19 protein-coding genes are annotated in these 20,492 nt (G+C 36.6%); 14 read left to right on the top strand and 5 right to left on the bottom strand.

Features of this window, described 5'->3' with window-relative positions; all coding sequences use genetic code 11:
* Positions 1-61: 61 nt before the first annotated feature.
* The 4 genes from fur to ACFFHT_RS06360 all read right to left on the bottom strand — a co-directional run bounded on the left by fur (position 62) and on the right by ACFFHT_RS06360 (position 2,367).
* A complete protein-coding gene (fur, locus tag ACFFHT_RS06375) occupies positions 62-505 on the bottom strand; it encodes a ferric iron uptake transcriptional regulator (RefSeq protein WP_382374553.1) in 444 nt (147 codons plus the stop codon).
* Positions 506-669: 164 nt separating this feature from the next.
* Complete coding sequence (gene fldA / locus ACFFHT_RS06370; protein ID WP_382374549.1) at positions 670-1,194, bottom strand: flavodoxin FldA; 525 nt, start codon at positions 1,192-1,194, stop codon at positions 670-672.
* A 1-nt stretch (position 1,195) separates the two neighbouring features.
* Complete coding sequence (gene ybfE / locus ACFFHT_RS06365; protein ID WP_065233638.1) at positions 1,196-1,477, bottom strand: LexA regulated protein; 282 nt, start codon at positions 1,475-1,477, stop codon at positions 1,196-1,198.
* A 104-nt stretch (positions 1,478-1,581) separates the two neighbouring features.
* Positions 1,582-2,367 (bottom strand): alpha/beta fold hydrolase, encoded by a 786-nt coding sequence (locus ACFFHT_RS06360; RefSeq protein ID WP_382374547.1) that lies wholly within the window; start codon positions 2,365-2,367, stop codon positions 1,582-1,584.
* Between the two features lie 181 nt (positions 2,368-2,548).
* Between ACFFHT_RS06360 and seqA the strand changes: the two genes are divergently transcribed.
* From seqA to ACFFHT_RS06290, 14 genes are all read left to right on the top strand, one after another.
* On the top strand, positions 2,549-3,187 hold the full coding sequence (seqA, locus tag ACFFHT_RS06355) for a replication initiation negative regulator SeqA (protein ID WP_382374545.1): 639 nt from the start codon (positions 2,549-2,551) through the stop codon (positions 3,185-3,187).
* Positions 3,187-4,629, top strand: a complete 1,443-nt coding sequence (gene menE, locus ACFFHT_RS06350; protein ID WP_382374543.1) for an o-succinylbenzoate--CoA ligase — start codon at positions 3,187-3,189, stop codon at positions 4,627-4,629. Before seqA ends, menE begins: the two co-directional genes overlap by 1 nt.
* Before the next feature lies 1 nt (position 4,630).
* The gene (mscK, locus tag ACFFHT_RS06345; protein ID WP_382374541.1) at positions 4,631-7,966 is read left to right on the top strand and encodes a mechanosensitive channel MscK; all 3,336 of its coding nucleotides are present in this window, start codon (positions 4,631-4,633) and stop codon (positions 7,964-7,966) included.
* Between the two features lie 22 nt (positions 7,967-7,988).
* Positions 7,989-9,068, top strand: a complete 1,080-nt coding sequence (aroC, locus tag ACFFHT_RS06340) for a chorismate synthase (protein ID WP_382374539.1) — start codon at positions 7,989-7,991, stop codon at positions 9,066-9,068.
* Between the two features lie 9 nt (positions 9,069-9,077).
* Positions 9,078-9,914 carry a penicillin-insensitive murein endopeptidase gene (mepA, locus tag ACFFHT_RS06335; RefSeq protein WP_382374537.1) on the top strand — a complete coding sequence of 279 codons (837 nt, stop codon included), beginning with the start codon at positions 9,078-9,080 and terminating at the stop codon, positions 9,912-9,914.
* Between the two features lie 17 nt (positions 9,915-9,931).
* A complete protein-coding gene (locus ACFFHT_RS06330; protein ID WP_382374535.1) occupies positions 9,932-10,696 on the top strand; it encodes a TSUP family transporter in 765 nt (254 codons plus the stop codon).
* Between the two features lie 25 nt (positions 10,697-10,721).
* Positions 10,722-11,669, top strand: coding sequence for a lauroyl-Kdo(2)-lipid IV(A) myristoyltransferase (gene lpxM / locus ACFFHT_RS06325; protein WP_382374533.1), 948 nt, complete (start codon positions 10,722-10,724; stop codon positions 11,667-11,669).
* A 113-nt stretch (positions 11,670-11,782) separates the two neighbouring features.
* Positions 11,783-12,328, top strand: a complete 546-nt coding sequence (gene apt / locus ACFFHT_RS06320; RefSeq protein ID WP_382374531.1) for an adenine phosphoribosyltransferase — start codon at positions 11,783-11,785, stop codon at positions 12,326-12,328.
* Between the two features lie 21 nt (positions 12,329-12,349).
* The gene (dnaX, locus tag ACFFHT_RS06315; RefSeq protein ID WP_382374529.1) at positions 12,350-14,527 is read left to right on the top strand and encodes a DNA polymerase III subunit gamma/tau; all 2,178 of its coding nucleotides are present in this window, start codon (positions 12,350-12,352) and stop codon (positions 14,525-14,527) included.
* Positions 14,528-14,599: 72 nt separating this feature from the next.
* On the top strand, positions 14,600-14,929 hold the full coding sequence (locus ACFFHT_RS06310) for a YbaB/EbfC family nucleoid-associated protein (RefSeq protein WP_382374527.1): 330 nt from the start codon (positions 14,600-14,602) through the stop codon (positions 14,927-14,929).
* A gap of 74 nt (positions 14,930-15,003) precedes the next feature.
* Positions 15,004-15,606 carry a recombination mediator RecR gene (gene recR, locus ACFFHT_RS06305; protein ID WP_382374525.1) on the top strand — a complete coding sequence of 201 codons (603 nt, stop codon included), beginning with the start codon at positions 15,004-15,006 and terminating at the stop codon, positions 15,604-15,606.
* Positions 15,607-15,711: 105 nt separating this feature from the next.
* The gene (locus tag ACFFHT_RS06300) at positions 15,712-16,149 is read left to right on the top strand and encodes a DNA polymerase III subunit chi (protein ID WP_382374523.1); all 438 of its coding nucleotides are present in this window, start codon (positions 15,712-15,714) and stop codon (positions 16,147-16,149) included.
* Positions 16,150-16,338: 189 nt separating this feature from the next.
* Positions 16,339-17,358 (top strand): PDDEXK nuclease domain-containing protein, encoded by a 1,020-nt coding sequence (locus ACFFHT_RS06295; RefSeq protein ID WP_382374521.1) that lies wholly within the window; start codon positions 16,339-16,341, stop codon positions 17,356-17,358.
* Positions 17,359-17,486: 128 nt separating this feature from the next.
* The gene (locus ACFFHT_RS06290) at positions 17,487-20,363 is read left to right on the top strand and encodes a valine--tRNA ligase (RefSeq protein ID WP_382374519.1); all 2,877 of its coding nucleotides are present in this window, start codon (positions 17,487-17,489) and stop codon (positions 20,361-20,363) included.
* Between the two features lie 55 nt (positions 20,364-20,418).
* On the opposite strand, the gene ACFFHT_RS06285 is transcribed toward ACFFHT_RS06290, so the two are convergent.
* Positions 20,419-20,492, bottom strand: a 74-nt coding sequence (locus ACFFHT_RS06285; protein ID WP_382374551.1) for an IS3 family transposase, incomplete at its 5' end; no start/stop codon positions are given.

Genomic DNA, 20,492 nt, shown 5'->3' with positions numbered 1-20,492 from the left:
ATAATTACCAACTTTTTTGTCCTATAGACAATGAAAATAGATAAAGACCAACTTTTTTGTCCTATATGCCTTTATTTTTCTCAGCACAGTTTTTAATATCGGAACATTTTCCATAGAGATAAAGACTGTGACTCGCAAGTTTAATTCCGTGTTGTGCACTGATCTCTTTTTGACGATTTTCAATCACATCATCGTTAAATTCAAAAACCTTACCACAGTCTAAACAGATAATATGATCGTGGTGTTCTTGTGGAGCGAGTTCAAAAATGGATTTATTACCTTCAAAGTTATGACGAGTAAGAATGTCTGCTTCATGAAATTGATTTAATACACGATAAACAGTGGCTAATCCAATTTCTTCACCTTCTTCCAATAACCATTTATAAACATCTTCTGCGGAAAAGTGTTGCACTGCGGTACGTTGCATTAATGAAAGGATTTTTAAACGAGGCTCAGTAATTTTTAAGCCAACTTTTTTTAATAGTTTTACATTTTCATCGATAATGTTTGTCATACTAACCTCTAGTTAAATCAACATCATAATGATGTATGCTAATGCAGTAAATGATAAATAGGTAACTGAAATTTTCTATCAAGAAAATAGAAATAATCCATATTCAAAGTATGGATTATTTCGTTTTTAAATGCAAATGATAATTAAAAGATGGGTTAGGCTAGTTGGTCTAAACACATTTCACTGTAAATTTGTTTACACCATTTTTCTACACGATCACTTGTTAATTCAGGTTGACGATCTTCATCAATACATAAGCCAACAAAGGTGTTTTCATCAATGACCGCTTTTGATGATTCAAAATGGTAACCTTCAGTTGGCCAATAACCAACGATAGTTGCACCATGTGGTTCAATAATGTCACGTACCGTTCCCATTGCATCACAGAAGTAATCAGCGTAGTCTTCTTGATCTCCACAACCAAAAATTGCAACTAATTTATTAGTAAAATCAATTTCTTCTAAAGTTGGGAAAAAATCATCCCAATCGCATTGAGCTTCACCATAATACCAAGTTGGAATACCGATCATTAAGAAATCATAGGCTTCGATATCTTCTTTTGTACTTTTTGCAATATCGTGAATATCGACTAATTCACTGCCTAATTGCTTTTGGATCATTTTGGCAATGTTTTCTGTATTGCCTGTGTCGCTACCATAAAATAAGCCAATAAGTGCCATATTAATTCCTATTTTTCTCTAAATATGTTTGTAGGATTTGTTCTATGAGTTGCTGCCGACTTAAATTTGCCTCTTCTGCTAACTCTTCTAGTTGTTCAACCATACTACTATGCAATTTTAACTCAACCCGTCGAAGCCCAACTGCCTTATCGCGGCGTAATTGATTGCGTTTATTAATACGGATTTGTTGTTCTCTGCTTAGCGGATTGGTGCGAGGTCTTCCGACTTTAGCAACGTGAGCAAATAAGTCTAGAGTTATACAATCTGCTTCTTGTTTTGCCATTACTATACTCACTGAAAGTCATCTTTCAGACTACTTGAGATTGATAAGCCGTTTTTGTGGCGTGCAATATATCACAGTTTCAAATAAACTGAAAATATCACAACTTAGCTATTTTGTTGTAAATGGCGTTGAATCGCACGAATCACATAATGTGGTTTATCTGCATGTACCCAATGTGCTGCACCATTAATTGTAAAGGAGCGGGCATTTGGGAAAAAATGTAAAATAGTGTCACTGTATTCAGGTAATACATAATGTGAATTACCACCACGAATAAATAGTGTTGGTAAAGTACAAATACCCGTACCATTCCAATCCATTAATTGTTGATAATGTTGATACAAGGCTTTTGTATTAAAACGAAAACGTTGTTCTTGTTTAGCATCAAATGATTTTAGGACAAATTGTAAAATAGCTTCATTAGTAACAAATTGTTCCATAATCGTTTTTGCTTGTTGGCGAGTAGCTGGTTGTGCTTGTGCTACTGCGAACAAAGCCTGGAATACTGTATTATGCTCATTATGAGTATAGGTTACAGGTGCAATATCTAAAATCACTAAACTTTTGACATACTGTGGATAATTTAAGGCAAATTGCATAGCCGTTTTGCCTCCCATAGAATGGCCAATAAGAATCACTTTTTCCAGTTGTAAATGTTGAATAAGATGTAATAAATCCTCTGCCATTAAAGAATAGTCCATCTGATTAGTATGGAAACTATGTCCATGGTTACGTAAGTCAACACGTAATAATGAATAGTCAGTTTGAAAGGCTTTTGCAATAATTCCAAGATTATTCATATCACCAAATAGCCCATGAATAAAGACTAATGTATCAGCCTGAGGGTTTTCAGATGGAAGATAGTCAAAGTTGAGTAGTGACTGTGTCATGATAAAAACATATGGTTAAGAAGTGATAGTGCAAAAAGATAAAATATTTTATGGTAGGGATCAAGTTTTAAGCAGTTGAAAAAATTTGGCATATAAATTAAACATAATTTGGATTTTATTTTCGGCTTTATCTAGATATATCGTATAATGACGAGATATTAGCAGAACTTGGAGGAAATTTATGAAGACTATTAATATTGATGACGAGCTTTACCAATATATTGCCAGTAATACTCAATCAATTGGTGAAGATGCTTCAACAATTTTGCGGAGATTATTAAATTTTCCTCAAGCAAATATGAGTAAAGAGAGTCATATCTCAATGCCAAAAACAACAGAAGTTGAATCATCAATTTCTGTAGATTCAACTAAAGAATTTAAACTTACTACTGAATCTCAAGTAGTCGCACAGCCAAAGAAACCGAATGACGATACGATTGCACATATTAGTCGCCAGTTACAGAAATTGATCAGTTCTGCCGAGTTTGTACAAGAAGATAAACAAGTAAATCGTTTTTTATCCATTTTGAGTGTGTTATATCGTGCTAGTCCAGAAGGATTTTCTAGTGCAACAGAAGTGAGCCAAGGACGTTCAAGAGTCTATTTTTCATTAGAGGTGGCGGAAATAGAGGCTTCTGGTAGTAGTGTTAATCCAAAACAGATTCCAAAGTCACCATTTTGGGTAGCCACTAATAATAATACAGGACGGAAATTAAATATGTTGGAATCAGTAATGCGAGCAATGTATGTTCCAGATAGTTTAATTGAGTTAGTGGCACAACAATTTACATCAGCACATACAAGTGAGGAAAATCATTAATGTTGTGGCAGCAGTATGCACAAACGAAACCAACAGCTATCGCTTTAATAGCGAGTGTAAAAGAAGATGAAAGCGGGGATGAAACCCGCTTTTCTATTGTAGAAAAGTGTTGGTCATGGCAGCAGTTAAACCAAATTATTGAACAACAGGCTAGATGGTGGCAGCAGCAAGGGATCGAATATGGTGCTGGTGTGGCATTAATTGGGCGTTATCAACCATCATTAGTTATTGCTTATTTGGTTGCATTACAACTCGGTTGTCGCATTCTGGTATTAAATCCAATGTTTCCAATCGAAAAAAGAGAACAAATTTGTGAGCAAAATGAAATTAATTATTTGATTGATTGCCAACAAACATGGACTGGATTGGAGCAGCCATTAAGTATACAACCATTAGCCCCGATGGAATGTTTTAGCGAGCAAGATTGGTTTAAACATTGTCCATTAACCTTAACTTTAACTTCTGGTTCAACAGGATTACCAAAAGCAGTTGTTCATACAGTAGATCAGCATCTGGCGAGTGCTAAAGGGATTTCGCCGCTATTAGAAATTGATTCAAGTAGTGAGTGGTTGCTTTCGTTGCCACTATTTCACGTTTCTGGACAAGGAATTATTTGGCGATGGTTACATAATGCTGCAACATTGCGTTGCGTTGGTGAATCGGTATATCAAGACTTATTAAATGTGACACATGCCTCTTTAGTTCCAACGCAGTTACAACAATTTTTAGCCTTATTGAAGGAACAACCAGAGAGAAAATTTCGTCTAAGCAACATTTTATTAGGCGGAGCACATATTCCAACAGAATTAACATTGGTGGCGATGCAACAGGGGATTAAATGCTATTCAGGTTATGGAATGACAGAAATGGCATCGACAGTATTTGCCAAACAGAGTAATCAGACTGATGGTGTAGGTTACTTATTACCAGAACGTGAAGCCAAATTAGAAAATGGTGAAGTTTGGGTAAAAGGCGCAACATTAGCATTAGGTTATTGGCAAAAGCAACAACCAATCAAATCATTATTGAATTCACAAGGTTGGTTTGCGACACGAGATCGAGCTATTCAGGATTCCTCAACGGGAGAATTGTTTATTTTAGGTCGTTTGGATAATATGTTCATTTCTGGAGGTGAAAATATTCAGCCAGAAGAGATAGAAGCATTGATCTTAAAATCAGCAAATGTTAAACAAGCCTTTGTCTTGCCAATAGCAGATCAGAAATTTGGCCAACGCCCTGTTGTTTTGGTTGATTTTATTAAAGATTTTTCTTTAGCACAGGTAAAACAACTTGAGCAAGAAATACAGCAAAAGTTAGAAAAATTTAAGTGGCCTGTTGCTTATTATTCATTAACACAACTGAAGCCAGTTACGTCAGGAATTAAACTTTCTCGCCATATGTTAGCGCAACAATTAACTCAATTTTTAACGAGTGAGGAGTAAGATGAGCAAACGTTTTTTTGTCTTGATTATATTTTGGATAGCGTTATTTACTACGTGTTTTGGCTATGCACAACTGCCAACAGCAACGGATATTCAAGCTCAAATTACGGCATTAAAGGCAAATCCTAATACAAATGATGCAGCAAATAAAAAAGAGTTAACTGCCTTAGAAGAAAGCCTAGATCTATTACAACAGTTAGATGATCAGAAAAAACAAAATGCCGAATTGAATAATCGGATTAAAACAGCAACTGTTGCTATTCCTAAATTGCAAGCGGAATTGACTCGCTTAAAAAATAATAGTACGCAAAATGATAATAGTGATGAATTGGCAAAATTATCAGAAGATGTGTTGCAAAAACGTTTGGAATCCTCTTTTCAAGAAACAGAAAAAATTCAAGCAGCACTGAATGATGTGGCATCGCAAATTGTTAATCAACAAACCTTGCCAGATAGAATTCAATCAATTTTAAGTACCAATTTATCTAAAACACAGACATTAAATCGGACATTAAGTGATAATCAGCTCGATCCAGTTTTGGTGAATCGATATCAAATTGAATTGGCTCTAATTGATGCACAAAACGATTACAATCAGACCTTACTGAAAGAGAGTGCAACCTTAAATTCATGGTATGAATTACAACGTGATCAACAGAATTTCTATTTGCAGCAAGCAAAAACGGAACAACAAAATCTACAAGCGGCTTTGAATGCGAAACAGCTAGCGGCTTCAAAGAAACAGTTAGCACAATTAGAAAAATCACAAGAAAAAAATAGTGATAATGTTAATCCATTAATTCAAAGTGAATTGAATCAAAATACACAATTAAGCCAACAATTATTAAATGAAACGCAATCATCTAATCAATTAGCGCAAGAAAGTTTACGAATTAAAAATGTATTAGATAACTTAACGCAAACTCAGCGTAGTATTGATGAGCAAATCAGTGCATTACAAGGAACATTGGTTCTTTCTAGAATTATTAACCAACAAAAACAGAATTTACCAACAGATCAAACGATCGATGGTTTAGGTAAGCGGATTACAGATTTACGAGTACAAATATTCGATCTGACTCAAGCGAGAGATGCGATTTATACGCCAGATAATTATATTGCAAATTTACCGCATGCTTCTGATTTAACAGATGAAGAACGTAACACGCTAAATAATATTTTGACTGAAAGAAAAAATATTTATTCTGATATTTTGAAGTCATTAAATGCACAACTTAATTTGGCGATTACCATTGAACTGAATCAACAACAAGTACGTTTAATTAGTGACGATTTACAACAAAAATTACAGCAACAAAGTTTCTGGGTAAAAAGTAATAACCAGATAGATTGGGATTGGGTAACAGAATTTCCAAAACTCGCTTTAAATCAAGTAAAAAATATCAGTAATAACATTGATATGACACATTTAAGCCGTAACTTGATTCCAATGTTGGCATTTGTTGCTTTTCTTTCATTAGTAGCAAGTTTAATTTATTCACAAAAACGTAAATTACAGGGATGGTTAGCAAAAATTAATTCGCATGTTGGTACATTAAATTCTGACAGTCAATGGCATACGCCATTAGCTATTTTCTTGACAGCGATTTTAGTGATGCCATACCCATTATTTTTTATTATCTTGTTTGTTCTAATCGGACATTTTGTGATTGCGAACCCAATTCTAGCTTGGCCATGGACATTAAAAATGGCTAGCTATTGGTGGTTATTTGCATTCTTAATTGAATTGTTGAAACCAAACGGTTTAGCTTATCGCCATTTTGGCTTAGCAAAAGAGAGCGGAAATTTATTTTTAGCTGTACTAAAACGCTCAATTTTGGCAATTATTTTTCTGATTAATACCACCTTATTTAGCGATATGAGTAATACGCCACTTAATAATGATGTAATTGGTGAGGTATGTACTATTTCTACTTTAATTTTCTGTGTTTTAATTATTGCACCACGTTTTGGCTATGCAGTGAAAAAATATCAAGATAGCCAAGATGATATAAATAATCATCAGCATGTTGGTTCAGTCTTATTAAGAGTGGTTCGGGTATTGTTATTATTTATCCCAATTGCATTGATTATTTTGATTATGCTTGGTTATTATTACACAGCATTGAATCTTATTTCGCATTTTATAGCCAGCTATTTAGTGACTGTTTTATGGGTTTTAATTAAACAGATAACAGATCGTGCCTTAGCGGTATCTGCTCGTCATCTTGCATATAAACGTTTGAAAGAACAGCGTGAAAAGAACCAAATAAAAACAGAATCAGGACACTCAGAAGAAATTATGATAGAAGTGAAAGATTCTGAATTAGCCTTAAGTCAGATTAAGCAACAAGTTGCTCGCATTGCTGAATGGTTGTTATGGGCAGTATTGTTAAGTTTCTATTATGTTGTTTGGTCTGATTTATTTGCTGTGGCTTATCATCTTAAAAGTATCACGCTTTGGCAGCAAACAGTAACTACTGAATCGGGGACAGTTGTTGAATCAATAACATTGTTGAATATGTTATTGGCGATTTTCATTTTAATTGTTACTTATGTATTAATTCGCAACCTTGCTGGGGTGTTGGAAGTATTAATTTTCTCTAGAATGAAGTTGTCACAAGGTGCACCTTATACTATTACAACATTATTAACCTATTTTATTGTTGCAATTGGTGCAGCATGGGCCTTTTCAACCTTAGGGATATCGTGGTCAAAATTACAATGGTTATTTGCTGCTTTATCAGTTGGATTAGGGTTTGGTTTGCAAGAAATTTTTGCAAATTTTGTATCGGGTATCATTATTCTCTTTGAGCGTCCAGTGAGAATTGGCGATACCATTACGATTGGAGAATACTCAGGAAGCGTATCAAAAATTCGTATCCGTGCAACGACTTTAGTTGACTATGATGGTAAGGAAGTCATTGTACCAAATAAAGCATTTGTAACAGAGCGTTTGACAAACTGGGCATTATCCAACACTATTACTCGCTTAGTAATTAAAGTTGGTGTGGCATATGGTAGTGATCTTGAGTTAACCAAAAAACTGTTACTACAAGCTGCAACAGAGTGCAAATCGGTTTTGAAAGAGCCAGAACCAAGAGCATATTTCTTAGTGTTTGGTGCAAGCACATTGGATCACGAATTGCGAGTTTATGTTGGTGAATTAGCAGATCGTTTACCAACAACAGATTTTCTTAATCGCCGAATTAATAGTCTATTTGCGGAACATAATATTGAAATTGCATTCAATCAATTGGATGTCTTTATCAAAAATCAAGACACTGGCGAAGAGATGAAAGTGGCATCATCTGATGAACCCACAAAATTGAATTAATAAAAGTTAAAAGGATAAAACTATGGCAGGCAATAGTATCGGACAGCTATTTAAAGTAACCACGTTTGGTGAATCACATGGGATTGCATTAGGGGGGGTGGTGGATGGTGTGCCACCTGGCTTAACTTTAAGTGAAGCAGATTTACAACCAGATTTAGATCGCCGTAAACCAGGAACGTCACGTTATACTACGCCACGTCGGGAAGATGATGAAGTACAAATTTTATCAGGTGTATTTGAAGGCAAAACCACAGGGACAAGTATTGGTTTAATTATTAAGAATAGTGATCAACGTTCACAAGATTATAGTGAAATTAAAGATCGTTTCCGTCCAGGGCATGCTGATTATACTTATCAACAAAAATATGGTTTGCGTGATTATCGTGGTGGTGGACGTTCTTCTGCGCGTGAAACAGCGATTCGGGTAGCAGCAGGCGCAATTGCCAAGAAATATTTAGCCGAAAAGTTTGGTATTAAGATTCATGGTTTTTTATCACAGATTGGTGATGTACAAATTCCAGCACAAAATCTAAGTCAGATTGATTGGGAATTTGTGAATAGTAATCCTTTCTTCTGTCCAGATGCAGCAAGTATTGAAAAATTTGATCACCTGATTAGAGCGTTGAAAAAAGCAGGAGATTCAATTGGTGCTAAATTAACGGTAGTAGCTGAAAATGTACCTGTTGGATTAGGTGAACCAGTTTTCGATCGTCTAGATGCAGATTTAGCACATGCTTTAATGGGAATTAATGCGGTAAAAGGTGTTGAAATTGGTGATGGTTTTGCGGTGGTAAACCAACGTGGTAGCCAACATCGTGATGAAATGACACCAGAAGGTTTCTGTTCAAACCATGCAGGTGGTATTTTAGGTGGGATCAGTTCGGGACAACCGATTATTGCTACGATAGCTTTAAAGCCAACTTCAAGTATTACGATTCCAGGACGTAGTGTGAATTTAGAGAATCAACCTGTTGAGGTGGTAACCAAAGGTCGCCATGATCCATGTGTAGGGATACGTGCGGTACCTATTGCCGAAGCAATGGTAGCGATTGTGTTAATGGATCATCTATTACGTTATCAAGGTCAATGTGGACAAAAGTAAAATATGAAAATGCTTAGGAAATTCGTTATAGCGATTGTATTGCTTAGCTGTTCATCATTGACTTTAGCAGTAACAGAGTGGCAAAAAATCAAACGCCCAATATCAGGTGAGCCGTTACCGATTGGCAGTTATAGTAATGGTTGTATCATTGGTGCAAAAGCATTACCGCTACAAGGTGAGGGTTATCAAGTTATTCGTTCGCAAAAATTACGTTATTTTGGGCATCCTGAAATGCTTGAATATTTAGTAAGATTGGGTAAGCGGGTTAAGGCTGCTGGTTTACCAACCATGTTAGTCGGGGATATTGCGATGCCTGCTGGTGGACGCTTTGCGACTGGTCATGCTAGCCACCAAATGGGCTTAGATGCGGATATTTGGTTAAAAATGGGCGGAATGAGTAGCCAACAAGCGTTAAATCCAACCGCAATTTTAATGGTAAATCGTAAATTACAGCGTGTTGATGATCGAGTTTGGAGTAATAATCAAACGAAATTAATTCAGCTTGCTGCAACGGATCCACAAGTAGCTCGAATTTTTGTTAATCCAGCAATTAAGTTAAAACTTTGCCAAACAGTGAGTGGTGATCGTAGTTGGTTACGTAAAATTCGTCCATGGTTTGGGCATGATGCTCATTTTCATGTGCGATTGCACTGCCCAAAAGGTGCACAATATTGTGAAGAACAAGCTCCAATGCCAGCTGGAGATGGTTGTGGTGCAGAGTTAATGTCTTGGTTTGAACCGAAACAGTCTAGTACACCTGCACCAGCCAAACAGCCACCAGTGTTGCCAATTCTTTGTCAGCAATTACTTGATTCGCCAGAAAAACAGCAATGGTTTGCTGAATAATTATTCAAGGAGAAAATATGGAACTTGCATGGGATATTTACTTAATACTTTTTTTACTGGCTGCATTAGCTGGTTTTATTGATGCGATTGCTGGTGGTGGCGGATTAATTACAATCCCTGCATTGTTAGCGGTAGGATTACCGCCTGCTGCGGCATTAGCGACCAATAAATTACAAGCGAGTGGCGGTTCCTTTTCCGCAAGTTTATATTTTGTACGTCAAAAAGCGGTAGATCTGCGTCAAATATGGAAAATGATTTTAGGTACATTTACTGGGGCAATGATTGGTACAGTAGCGGTGCAATCAATTGATGCGAGTGTAGTGAAATCATTATTACCAATTTTAGTGTTAATTGTAGGGCTTTATTTCCTCTTTTCACCAAAAATTGGCGATCAAGATCGTCAACAACGCTTAAGTTTTGTTGCATTTGCGGTAGCTGCGGCATTTCCTATTGGTTTTTATGATGGATTCTTTGGACCAGGCACGGGTTCTTTTCTTTGTGTTGCTTTTGTCACGTTGCTCGGATTTAATTTAGCTAAAGCAACAGCTCACGCCAAAATTCTCAATTTTACCTCTAATTTTACTTCATTAATTTTCTTTATCTTAGGTGGTGAAGTTTATTGGGTTTTAGGCTTAGTGATGATGTTAGGTGGATTTATTGGTGCCAGACTTGGGGCAAAAATGGTTTTAACCAAAGGACAAAAATTAATACGACCAATGGTAGTGATGATGGCATTTGTCATGACAGCGAAAATGATGTATGACTATGGCTGGTTTAATTAAGCAACAGGAATAATAAAGAGTAGCTATGTCTGATAATAGAAGAATTACTGCAAGAGTAGGATATGAACCTCAATTTCGCTGGGAGTATTTATTACCAAAATATTGGGGTGTTTGGCTGGGTGTTTTTTTTCTAGCCCTGTTAGGTTTTTTACCTTTTCGATTACGTGATGTGATTGCGGCAAAACTTGGAATATTGATCGGTCGTATTGCGAAAAAACAACGTCATCGAGCAGAAGTCAATTTACAGTACTGTTTTCCAGAGTGGAATGAAGATCATCGTCAACAGGTGATTGATCAAATGTTTGTGACGGTTGCACAAACAATGTTGGGAATTGGCGAAATAGCGTTACGTTCAGCGAAACATTTACAAAAACGCAGTGTATTTACTGGCTTAGAATATCTACAACAAGCGAAAGCAGCTGGACAAAATATTATTTTGTTAGTGCCGCATACTTGGGCGATAGATGCCTCAGGAATCATTCTGCATACGCATGGAATGCCAATGACCGCAATGTATAATCCACATCGGAATCCATTAGTAGATTGGCTATGGAATAGTGTGCGTGAACGTTTTGGGGGTAAAATGCACGCACGCCAAAATGGAATTAAACCTTTTCTAAATGCAGTGCGTAAAGGTGAGATGGGGTATTACTTACCTGATGAAGACTATGGTGAAGAATTAAGTGTTTATGCCGACTTTTTTGCCACTTATAAAGCGACGTTGCCAGGCTTAAATAAAATGTGCAAAATTGCGAAAGCGGTTGTTATTCCTATGTTTCCACGCTATAACGCACAAACTGGCCGTTATGAAATAGAGATCACTGCACCAATGGAATTAAGTGATGATGAGAAATATTGTGCCAGATTGATGAATCAAGTTATTGAACAATTGGTCACTCCAATGCCTGAGCAATATGTTTGGATCTTACGCCTACTAAGAACGCGTAAAGATGGTGTTGATATTTATCATTAGGATTTTTTATTTTTTTTGATATTAAAGAGTATTTTTTCGATATTGGCACTGTTAGAATAGCAAACTTTGAGAAAATAGCATCCGCTATATAATTTTGTGTTAGGCAAATAATTATGAACCAACAACAAAAAGAGTTAATTAAATCATCTATTCAATCGATTCCTAATTATCCAGCAGAAGGTATTATTTTCCGCGATATTACCAGTTTAGTAGAGGTCCCAGCGGCATTTAAAGCCACGATTGATCTTATCGTAGAACACTTTAAAGGGAAAAATATTACTAAGGTTGCAGGTACGGAATCTCGAGGTTTTATTTTTGGTGCACCTGTTGCTTTAGCATTGAATGTGCCATTTATTTTGGTGAGAAAACCAGGTAAATTACCACGTGAAGTAATTTCACAATCTTATGAATTAGAGTATGGTCAAGATACTTTAGAAATGCACGTTGATTCAATCAATGCCGAAGATAACGTATTGATTATTGATGATTTATTAGCAACGGGTGGTACCGTTGAAGCAACCATTAAATTGATTCAACGTCTTGGCGGCAAAGTTGAACACGCTGCATTTGTTATTAGTTTACCAGAGCTTGGTGGCGAAGAGCGTTTGCGTAAACTAGGTGTTGAACCATTCACGTTAGTTGATTTTGCAGGACATTAATTAAGAAGTAAAAGGATAGGCATGAGTTATCAGGTATTAGCACGCAAATGGCGACCAAATCGATTTTCTGAAGTGGTTGGACAAGATCATGTGATAACGGCCTTAAGTAATGGATTAACTAATCAACGTTTACATCATGCTTATCTTTTTTCGGGAACTCGTGGCGTAGGAAAAACATCAATAGCTCGTTTATTTGCGAAAGGGTTAAATTGCGAACAAGGGATTACTGCTGAGCCTTGTGGTGAGTGTGAAAATTGTCGTGCAATTAAAGAAGGTAATTTTATCGATTTAATCGAAATAGATGCAGCTTCTCGTACTAAAGTTGAGGATACACGAGAGTTACTCGATAATGTGCAATATAAACCTGTACGTGGTCGCTTTAAAATTTACTTAATCGATGAAGTGCATATGCTTTCTCGTCATAGCTTTAATGCACTATTAAAAACATTAGAAGAGCCACCAGAATATGTTAAGTTCCTTTTAGCAACAACAGATCCACAAAAATTACCAATTACAGTTCTTTCTCGTTGTATTCAATTTCATCTCAAAGCCTTAGATACGGAAACGATAGCTGAACATCTCAGTAAATTATTGGTACAAGAAAATGTCAGTTACCAAATTCCTGCCTTGAATAAATTAGCACAAGCTGCACAAGGTAGTATTCGAGATGCACTAAGTCTTACTGATCAAGCGATTGCATTAAGTAATGGTAATATTACAACAACAGCAGTTAATTCAATGTTGGGATTATTAGATAGTGATAAGTCGATCTCATTATTGAATGCTATAGCACAAGCTGATGGTGAAGCAGCAATGCAAGTATTGGCGGATATTGCTCAACAAGGTGTGGATTGGGAGCGAGTATTACAGGATCTGGCAGAAACATTACATCAGATTGCAATGTTGCAATTGTTGCCACCAAAAAATCAACATGTAGATTCTTCATTAGCGGTATTGGCAAAAACGATTGCCGCAGAAGATGTGCAATTTTATTACCAGCTAATGTTAAATGGGCGTAAAGAACTTGCTTTTTCGCCTGAAGCAAAAACAGGGGTAGAAATGACAGTTTTGCGAGCATTAGCATTTCATCCAAAACGCTTTTCACCAGTAATTACAACAGTTACAGAGCAGCCAACAGTATCATCTGTAAATGTTGAGCAGACAACAACTATACAAGCAACACAAACTAAAATAACTACGGAGCCTGTTACTTCTTCTACTACACAAGAGCTAAAATCAGCTACAGAAACAAAGTCTAATCCACTTAAGGTAGAAGTGTTACCAGAGCCTCAGGCTGATATTTCGACCACACAACCTACTTCATCAGTAATGCGATCTTCTGCATTATTATCGAGCGATATTTTGCAGCAAGTTGCTAATTTAGAGCAGGGAAAGGCGGAACATATTGTATTAGAGAAAAAACAACCAATATTTGTTGAAGAAAAAAAAAAGGATAGCACTAAAATAGCTGAACCGCTAATATCTACTCCTCTGTTTTTAAAGTCAGAAAATACAGTAGAGGCTAGAGTAGAAGTAAAACCAGAACCAGAAAGCCCACCAGCATTACTATCACAAGAAAATAAGCCTATGAGTTTAAGCTCAGTGGTGCAAGGGAAAGTTGAATCCTTGTCCGAAATGGTGAATGTTAATGATACAGAAGAGAACGAATTGTTAGATGAAGATTATCACTGGTCTTGGAGTGATCCCTCAATAGAGGCACAAAATCAGGCAATGCGTCCTTCCGATATTAAAAAAGCATTATTAGAGAAATATACCCCAGAAGTCATGCAAAAAGTGGTTGAATTAGCATCAGAAAAGAGTCAATGGAGTGCGGATATTGAAAAATTAACATTGGCAGGTGGTAGTAAACGCGTTTTGCTCAACTCAGTGATTTTGGCGCAAGATGAACATAGTATGCGTCTAGGTGTTCGTCCTGACGCCTTTTTATTAGCAAAATATTTAGATCTCAATTTTATTCATCAGGCTTTTCAGGAATTTTATGGGCGTAAGATAAAAATTGAATTGGAAGAATATACTGGTCCAGAAGTTACGCCATATGAAATTCGAGGTGAGGTTTATGAACAATTAGTGGTAGAAGCACAACAAAATTTACAGCAAGATACAAAATTAAATGAGTTTATACAGCAATTTGCAGCAAAAATTGAATTAGATTCTGTACGTCCAACGGGTAAAGCGTAGTTTGTCCATTGCACAATAGTGGTTTTCAGTTAAAATACAGCCTTTATTTTTTATTATTAGAGAGAGAAAGTTATGTTTGGAAAAGGTGGTTTAGGCGGCTTAATGAAGCAAGCTCAACAAATGCAAGAACGTATGCAGAAAATGCAAGAAGAGATTGCTCAATTAGAAGTAAGTGGTGAATCTGGTGCAGGTTTAGTCAAAGTAACGATTAATGGTGCACATAGTTGCCGTCGTATAGAAATTGATCCATCTTTAGTGGAAGATGATAAAGAGATGCTAGAAGATCTTATTGCAGCAGCATTTAATGATGCTGTACGTCGTGCAGATGAAATGCAAAAAGAAAAAATGGCATCAGTTACGGCTGGTATGCAACTCCCACCAGGTTTTAAAATGCCATTCTAATCATATTTATTTGGGGGAGTCTTGGTTACTCCCTTATTTATCTCAACACTTACTACAATAAACCTTTCTTAATTATGCAAATTAGTCCTTTATTAGACGAATTAATGAATGCGTTACGTTGCTTACCAGGTGTAGGTCCTAAGTCGGCACAACGTATGGCGTACTATTTATTACAGCGAGATCGTAGTGGTGCGATGAATTTAGCACGCACATTAACTGATGCAATGGCACATATCGGGCATTGCAGTCAATGCCGTACATTTACCGAAGAAGAAACCTGTAATATTTGTAATAATTATCGCCGTCAAGAGAGTGGTCAGATTTGTGTGGTTGAAATGCCATCGGATATTCAAGCTATTGAACAAACAGGACAATTTTCAGGCCGCTATTTTGTGTTGATGGGACATTTATCGCCATTAGACGGTATTGGACCTAAAGAAATTGGGTTAGATTTGTTACAAAAAAGATTACAAACAGAATCATTTACCGAGATTATTTTAGCAACTAATCCAACGATTGAAGGAGATGCAACAGCAAACTATATTGCGGAAATGTGTCAACAATATGGGATAAAAGTGAGTCGTATTGCACACGGTATTCCAGTTGGTGGTGAATTAGAGATGGTTGATGGCACAACACTTTCACACTCTTTTATTGGCAGACGAGAATTAAAATAAGCCTATTTACAGACGGGATTTATTTCCTAATGAGCGAGAGCAATCCTTTATCCAATCTAGCTTTTACGCTAGAATAGCCGACTGGTTTAACAGAGTAGATAAGTTATGGCAAAACAAGCACTTTTTTATGTTTTTTCTGCAGCACCAATGCAACCATTATCATTAGAAAACAAAGCGTGTGATTTGGCAGCAGATGCGTGGCGTTTAGGGAAAAAAGTGTTAATCGCTTGCCAAACCAAAGAACAGGCGTTGTTAATTGATGAAATGTTATGGCAACGAGATCCAGAACAATTTGTACCACATAATTTATCAGGTGAGGCTGGTGGTTATATGACCCCAGTAGAAATTTGTTGGTCAGAGAAACGTAACTCACAACGGCGAGATTTATTAATTTCATTATCACTACAAGTGCCTGAATTTGCTTTGCTTTTCCCTCAAGTGATTGAGTTTGTTCCAACAGATGAACAGTTAAAAATATTAGCTAGAGAACGCTATAAATATTATCGACAGTTAGGTTGGCAGCTAGGGACGGAACAGGTGTAATGTGGCAAAAATAAAATTTTTTCATGATTGAGTATGGTAAAAACTATATTCTTGCTAAATGTTACATATTTCCAAAAAAGTACGAAAAACAGACCACTTATTTTCAGTTTGTTCCGAAAAATGGCAGCATCATATTTGGATATGCAACTAGATTGATGAAATATTAGAAAAGAAATGTGAAAGAACACAATGAATAAACAGCTTACCCAAGATAAATTGATTAGCACTATTGCTCAAATTATTGAGCAAGCGCGTTCGCATGTCCGCCAAACCGTGAATAGTGCGATGGTGCAAAGTTATTGGGAAATTGGGCGTTTATTGGTTGAAGATGAACAGAACGGACAATATCGTGCGGAGTATGGCAAAGCGGTATTAAAAAATGTTTCAGAACGTCTAACAGCAATGTATGGTAAAGGATTTGATGTACGTAATTTACGCAATATGAGAGCCTTTTATCTTACTTTCCCAATTCGGAACGCACTGCGTACCGAATTAAGTTGGACACATTATCGTAGTCTAATTCGCATTGAAAATCCGCAAGCTCGTGAATGGTATTTAAAAGAAACTATTGAGAATAATTGGTCATCTCGTGCGTTAGATCGGCAAATTTCTGTGCTATATTATGAACGTTTGCTTGCTAGCCAAAATAAAGCATTGGTAACACAAGAAGCGGTAGAAAAAACTGAAAAATTACAAGAAACTATCGAAGATTATTTGCGTGATCCTTACATTTTAGATTTCTTAAATCTTCAAGACAAAAGCTATCAAGAAAGCGATTTAGAACAAACAATTATCAGTAATTTACAGCAATTTTTACTAGAATTGGGTAAAGGTTTTGCATTTGTTGAACGTCAGAAACGGATTCGTTTTGATGATGAAGATTTTTATATTGACTTGGTTTTCTACCATTTCAAACTGAAATGTTTTTTATTAATTGATTTAAAAATTGGCAAGCTAAAACATCAAGATATTGGACAAATGGATACCTATGTTCGCCTTTATGATGAACAGTTTAAAGGTGAAGATGATAATCCAACTATTGGTTTAGTTCTGTGCAGTGAGCAGAGTGAGGCAGTGGCAAAATATTCCATATTAGCCGATAGGAAACAGATTTTTAGTGCGAAGTATCTTCCTTATTTACCAACAGAGTTAGAACTTAAAGCACAACTTGAAAAAGTGCGAGCGAGATTGGAGAAGTATAGAGATTAAAATGAAGTACGAACCTTTCAACGCGTAAATGGGAATATTGTTAAGTAATAGAACATCCGCACAACCCTTAGTAAACAAAGATTTTTAATTTTTATAGTAGTTCCCTTTTTATTAGAGAAGAAACAACAATGACAAAACAATTTGACATGGCTGATCGCTTTGATGCAAAAGCGGTAGAACAAGCCTTATATAAACACTGGGAAGAGAGCGGTTATTTTAAACCGTCTGAAAATGAGAATGCACCGAGTTATTCGATTGCGATTCCGCCACCAAATGTAACTGGTAGTTTGCATATGGGGCACGCTTTCCAACAAACTTTAATGGACACTTTAATTCGTTATCACCGTATGCAAGGCGATAATACGCTTTGGCAAGCTGGAACCGACCATGCTGGAATTGCAACGCAAATGGTGGTAGAGCGTAAAATTGCTGCTGAGGAAAAGAAAACTCGCCATGATTATGGGCGGGAAACCTTTATCGAAAAAATTTGGCAATGGAAAGCGGAGTCTGGTGGAAATATTAGTCAACAGATGCGTCGTTTAGGAAACTCAGTAGATTGGGATCGTGAACGTTTTACGATGGATGAAGGCTTGTCAGAAGCAGTCAAAGAAGTTTTCGTACGTCTATATGAAGAAGGCTTAATTTATCGAGGTAAACGTTTAGTCAACTGGGATCCAAAATTACATACCGCTATTTCTGATTTAGAAGTAGAAAATAAAGAGAGCAAAGGTTCATTGTGGCATTTCCGTTATCCATTAGCGAATGGAGCGAAAACAGCAGATGGAAAAGATTATTTAGTTGTTGCGACAACTCGTCCAGAAACTATGTTAGGGGATACAGCGGTTGCGGTACATCCTGATGATGAGCGTTACCAAAATTTAATTGGTAAAACGGTATTATTGCCATTAGTTAATCGTGAAATTCCAATTATTGCAGATGAGTATGTTGAGAAAGAATTTGGAACTGGAGTAGTAAAAATTACGCCAGCACACGATTTTAATGATTATGAAGTAGGTAAACGTCATCAACTACCAATGGTGAATGTCTTTACACTAAATGCAGATATTCGTGAACAAGCTGAAGTTTTTACCTTTGAGGGTAAAGAAAATAATGCTTATATGGCTGAAATTCCAGCAAATTACCGTGGTTTAGAGCGTTTTGCTGCACGTAAACAGATCGTTGCAGAATTTGAAATATGTGGTTTATTAGAGGAAATTAAACCACATGACTTAAAAGTCCCATATGGTGATCGTGGTGGTGTGCCAATCGAACCAATGTTAACTGACCAATGGTATGTGAGTGTTGCACCACTGGCAAAAGAAGCAATTCGTGCAGTAGAAGATGGTGAAATTCAATTCGTACCGAAGCAGTATGAAAATCTCTATTTCTCTTGGATGCGTGATATTCAAGACTGGTGTATTTCTCGCCAACTTTGGTGGGGACACCGTATTCCTGCGTGGTATGATGAGGCAGGTAACGTCTATGTGGCACGTGATGAAGCCGAAGTTCGTGCGAAGTATCAATTAGCGGCAGATGTTGTGCTACGTCAAGATGAAGATGTATTAGATACTTGGTTCTCTTCTGGTTTATGGACTTTTTCAACATTAGGTTGGCCACAACAAACTAAAGAGTTACAGATGTTCCACCCAACCAGTGTATTAATTACTGGATTTGACATTATTTTCTTCTGGGTTGCCAGAATGATTATGTTCACTATGCACTTCATCAAAGATGAAAATGGCAAACCGCAAGTGCCGTTTAAAACCGTGTATGTAACAGGATTAGTGCGTGATGAGAATGGGGCAAAAATGTCTAAATCAAAAGGTAATGTCCTTGATCCATTGGATATGATTGATGGAATTGATTTAGAAAGTTTGGTCGCAAAACGTACTGGTAATATGATGCAGCCACAGTTAGCGGCGAAAATTGAAAAAGCAACGCGTAAAGAGTTTGAGAATGGTATTGCAGCTCATGGTACAGATGCTTTACGTTTTACCTTAACGGCTTTAGCAAGTAATGGTCGTGATATTAACTGGGATATGAAACGTCTTGAGGGTTATCGTAATTTCTGTAATAAGTTATGGAACGCAAGTCGTTTTACCTTAATGAACATTGATGGTAAAGATTGTGGTTATAGCGGTAATCAAGAGATGGAGTTCTCTTTAGCAGATCGCTGGATTTTGGCTGAGTTTAACTTAGCGGTAAAAGAGTTCCGTCAAGCATTAGATCAATACCGTTTTGATATTGCGGCTAATACATTATATGAGTTTATCTGGAACCAATTCTGTGATTGGTATCTTGAATTAACCAAGCCAGTTTTAAGCCAAGGGAATGAAGCACAACAACGTGGAACACGTCACACCTTAATTACGGTATTAGAACAAGTACTGCGTTTAGCCCATCCAGTAATGCCATTTATTACTGAAGAAATTTGGCAAAAAGTAAAACCGTTAATGAACATTCAAGCGGATAGTATTATGTTGCAGCCATTCCCGCAATTTGATGCAGATTTAGTGGATCAAAATGCGATCAATGACATTAACTGGATTAAAGAGTTAATTGTGAATGTGCGTAATATCCGTGCCGAAATGAATATTGCACCAAGCAAACCGTTAGACCTATTGCTCCGCAATTTGACGGAAACAGAGCAAACCTGTTTAGCAAATAATCGTGCTTTAATTCAGACAATGGCGAAATTAAATAGTATTAATTTATTAGCCGTAGATGAAACCGCTCCATTAGCAGTAACTAAATTGATTGGTAATGCGGAATTATTGATTCCAATGGCTGGTTTTATTGATAAACAAGCTGAGTTAGCTCGTCTTAATAAAGAGATTGAGAAGTTAATTGGCGAAGTAAAACGCATTGAGGGTAAATTAAGTAATGAAAATTTCGTTGCTAAAGCACCTGAAGCAGTTATCGCCAAAGAACGTGAAAAAATGCAAGATTATCAACAAGGTTTAGAGAAATTACGTCAACAATATGCGAGTATTGAGGAGTTGTAGTTTATTATGTACAAAAAAGGGGTAACTTTTGATCTGACCCCGAAAAGTTGGACGACTATTTTAAGGACTGAATTCTGTATTGAACAGGACTCAGTCCATTTAATTTTAATTGTATTCTTTCCTCATTAT

Origin of the sequence: Gallibacterium melopsittaci (assembly GCF_042433085.1) — a bacterium.
Classification (GTDB): domain Bacteria; phylum Pseudomonadota; class Gammaproteobacteria; order Enterobacterales; family Pasteurellaceae; genus Gallibacterium; species Gallibacterium melopsittaci.
The sequence above is the reverse complement of the archived record's forward strand: the minus strand, read 5'-3'. Positions and strand labels throughout refer to the sequence as shown.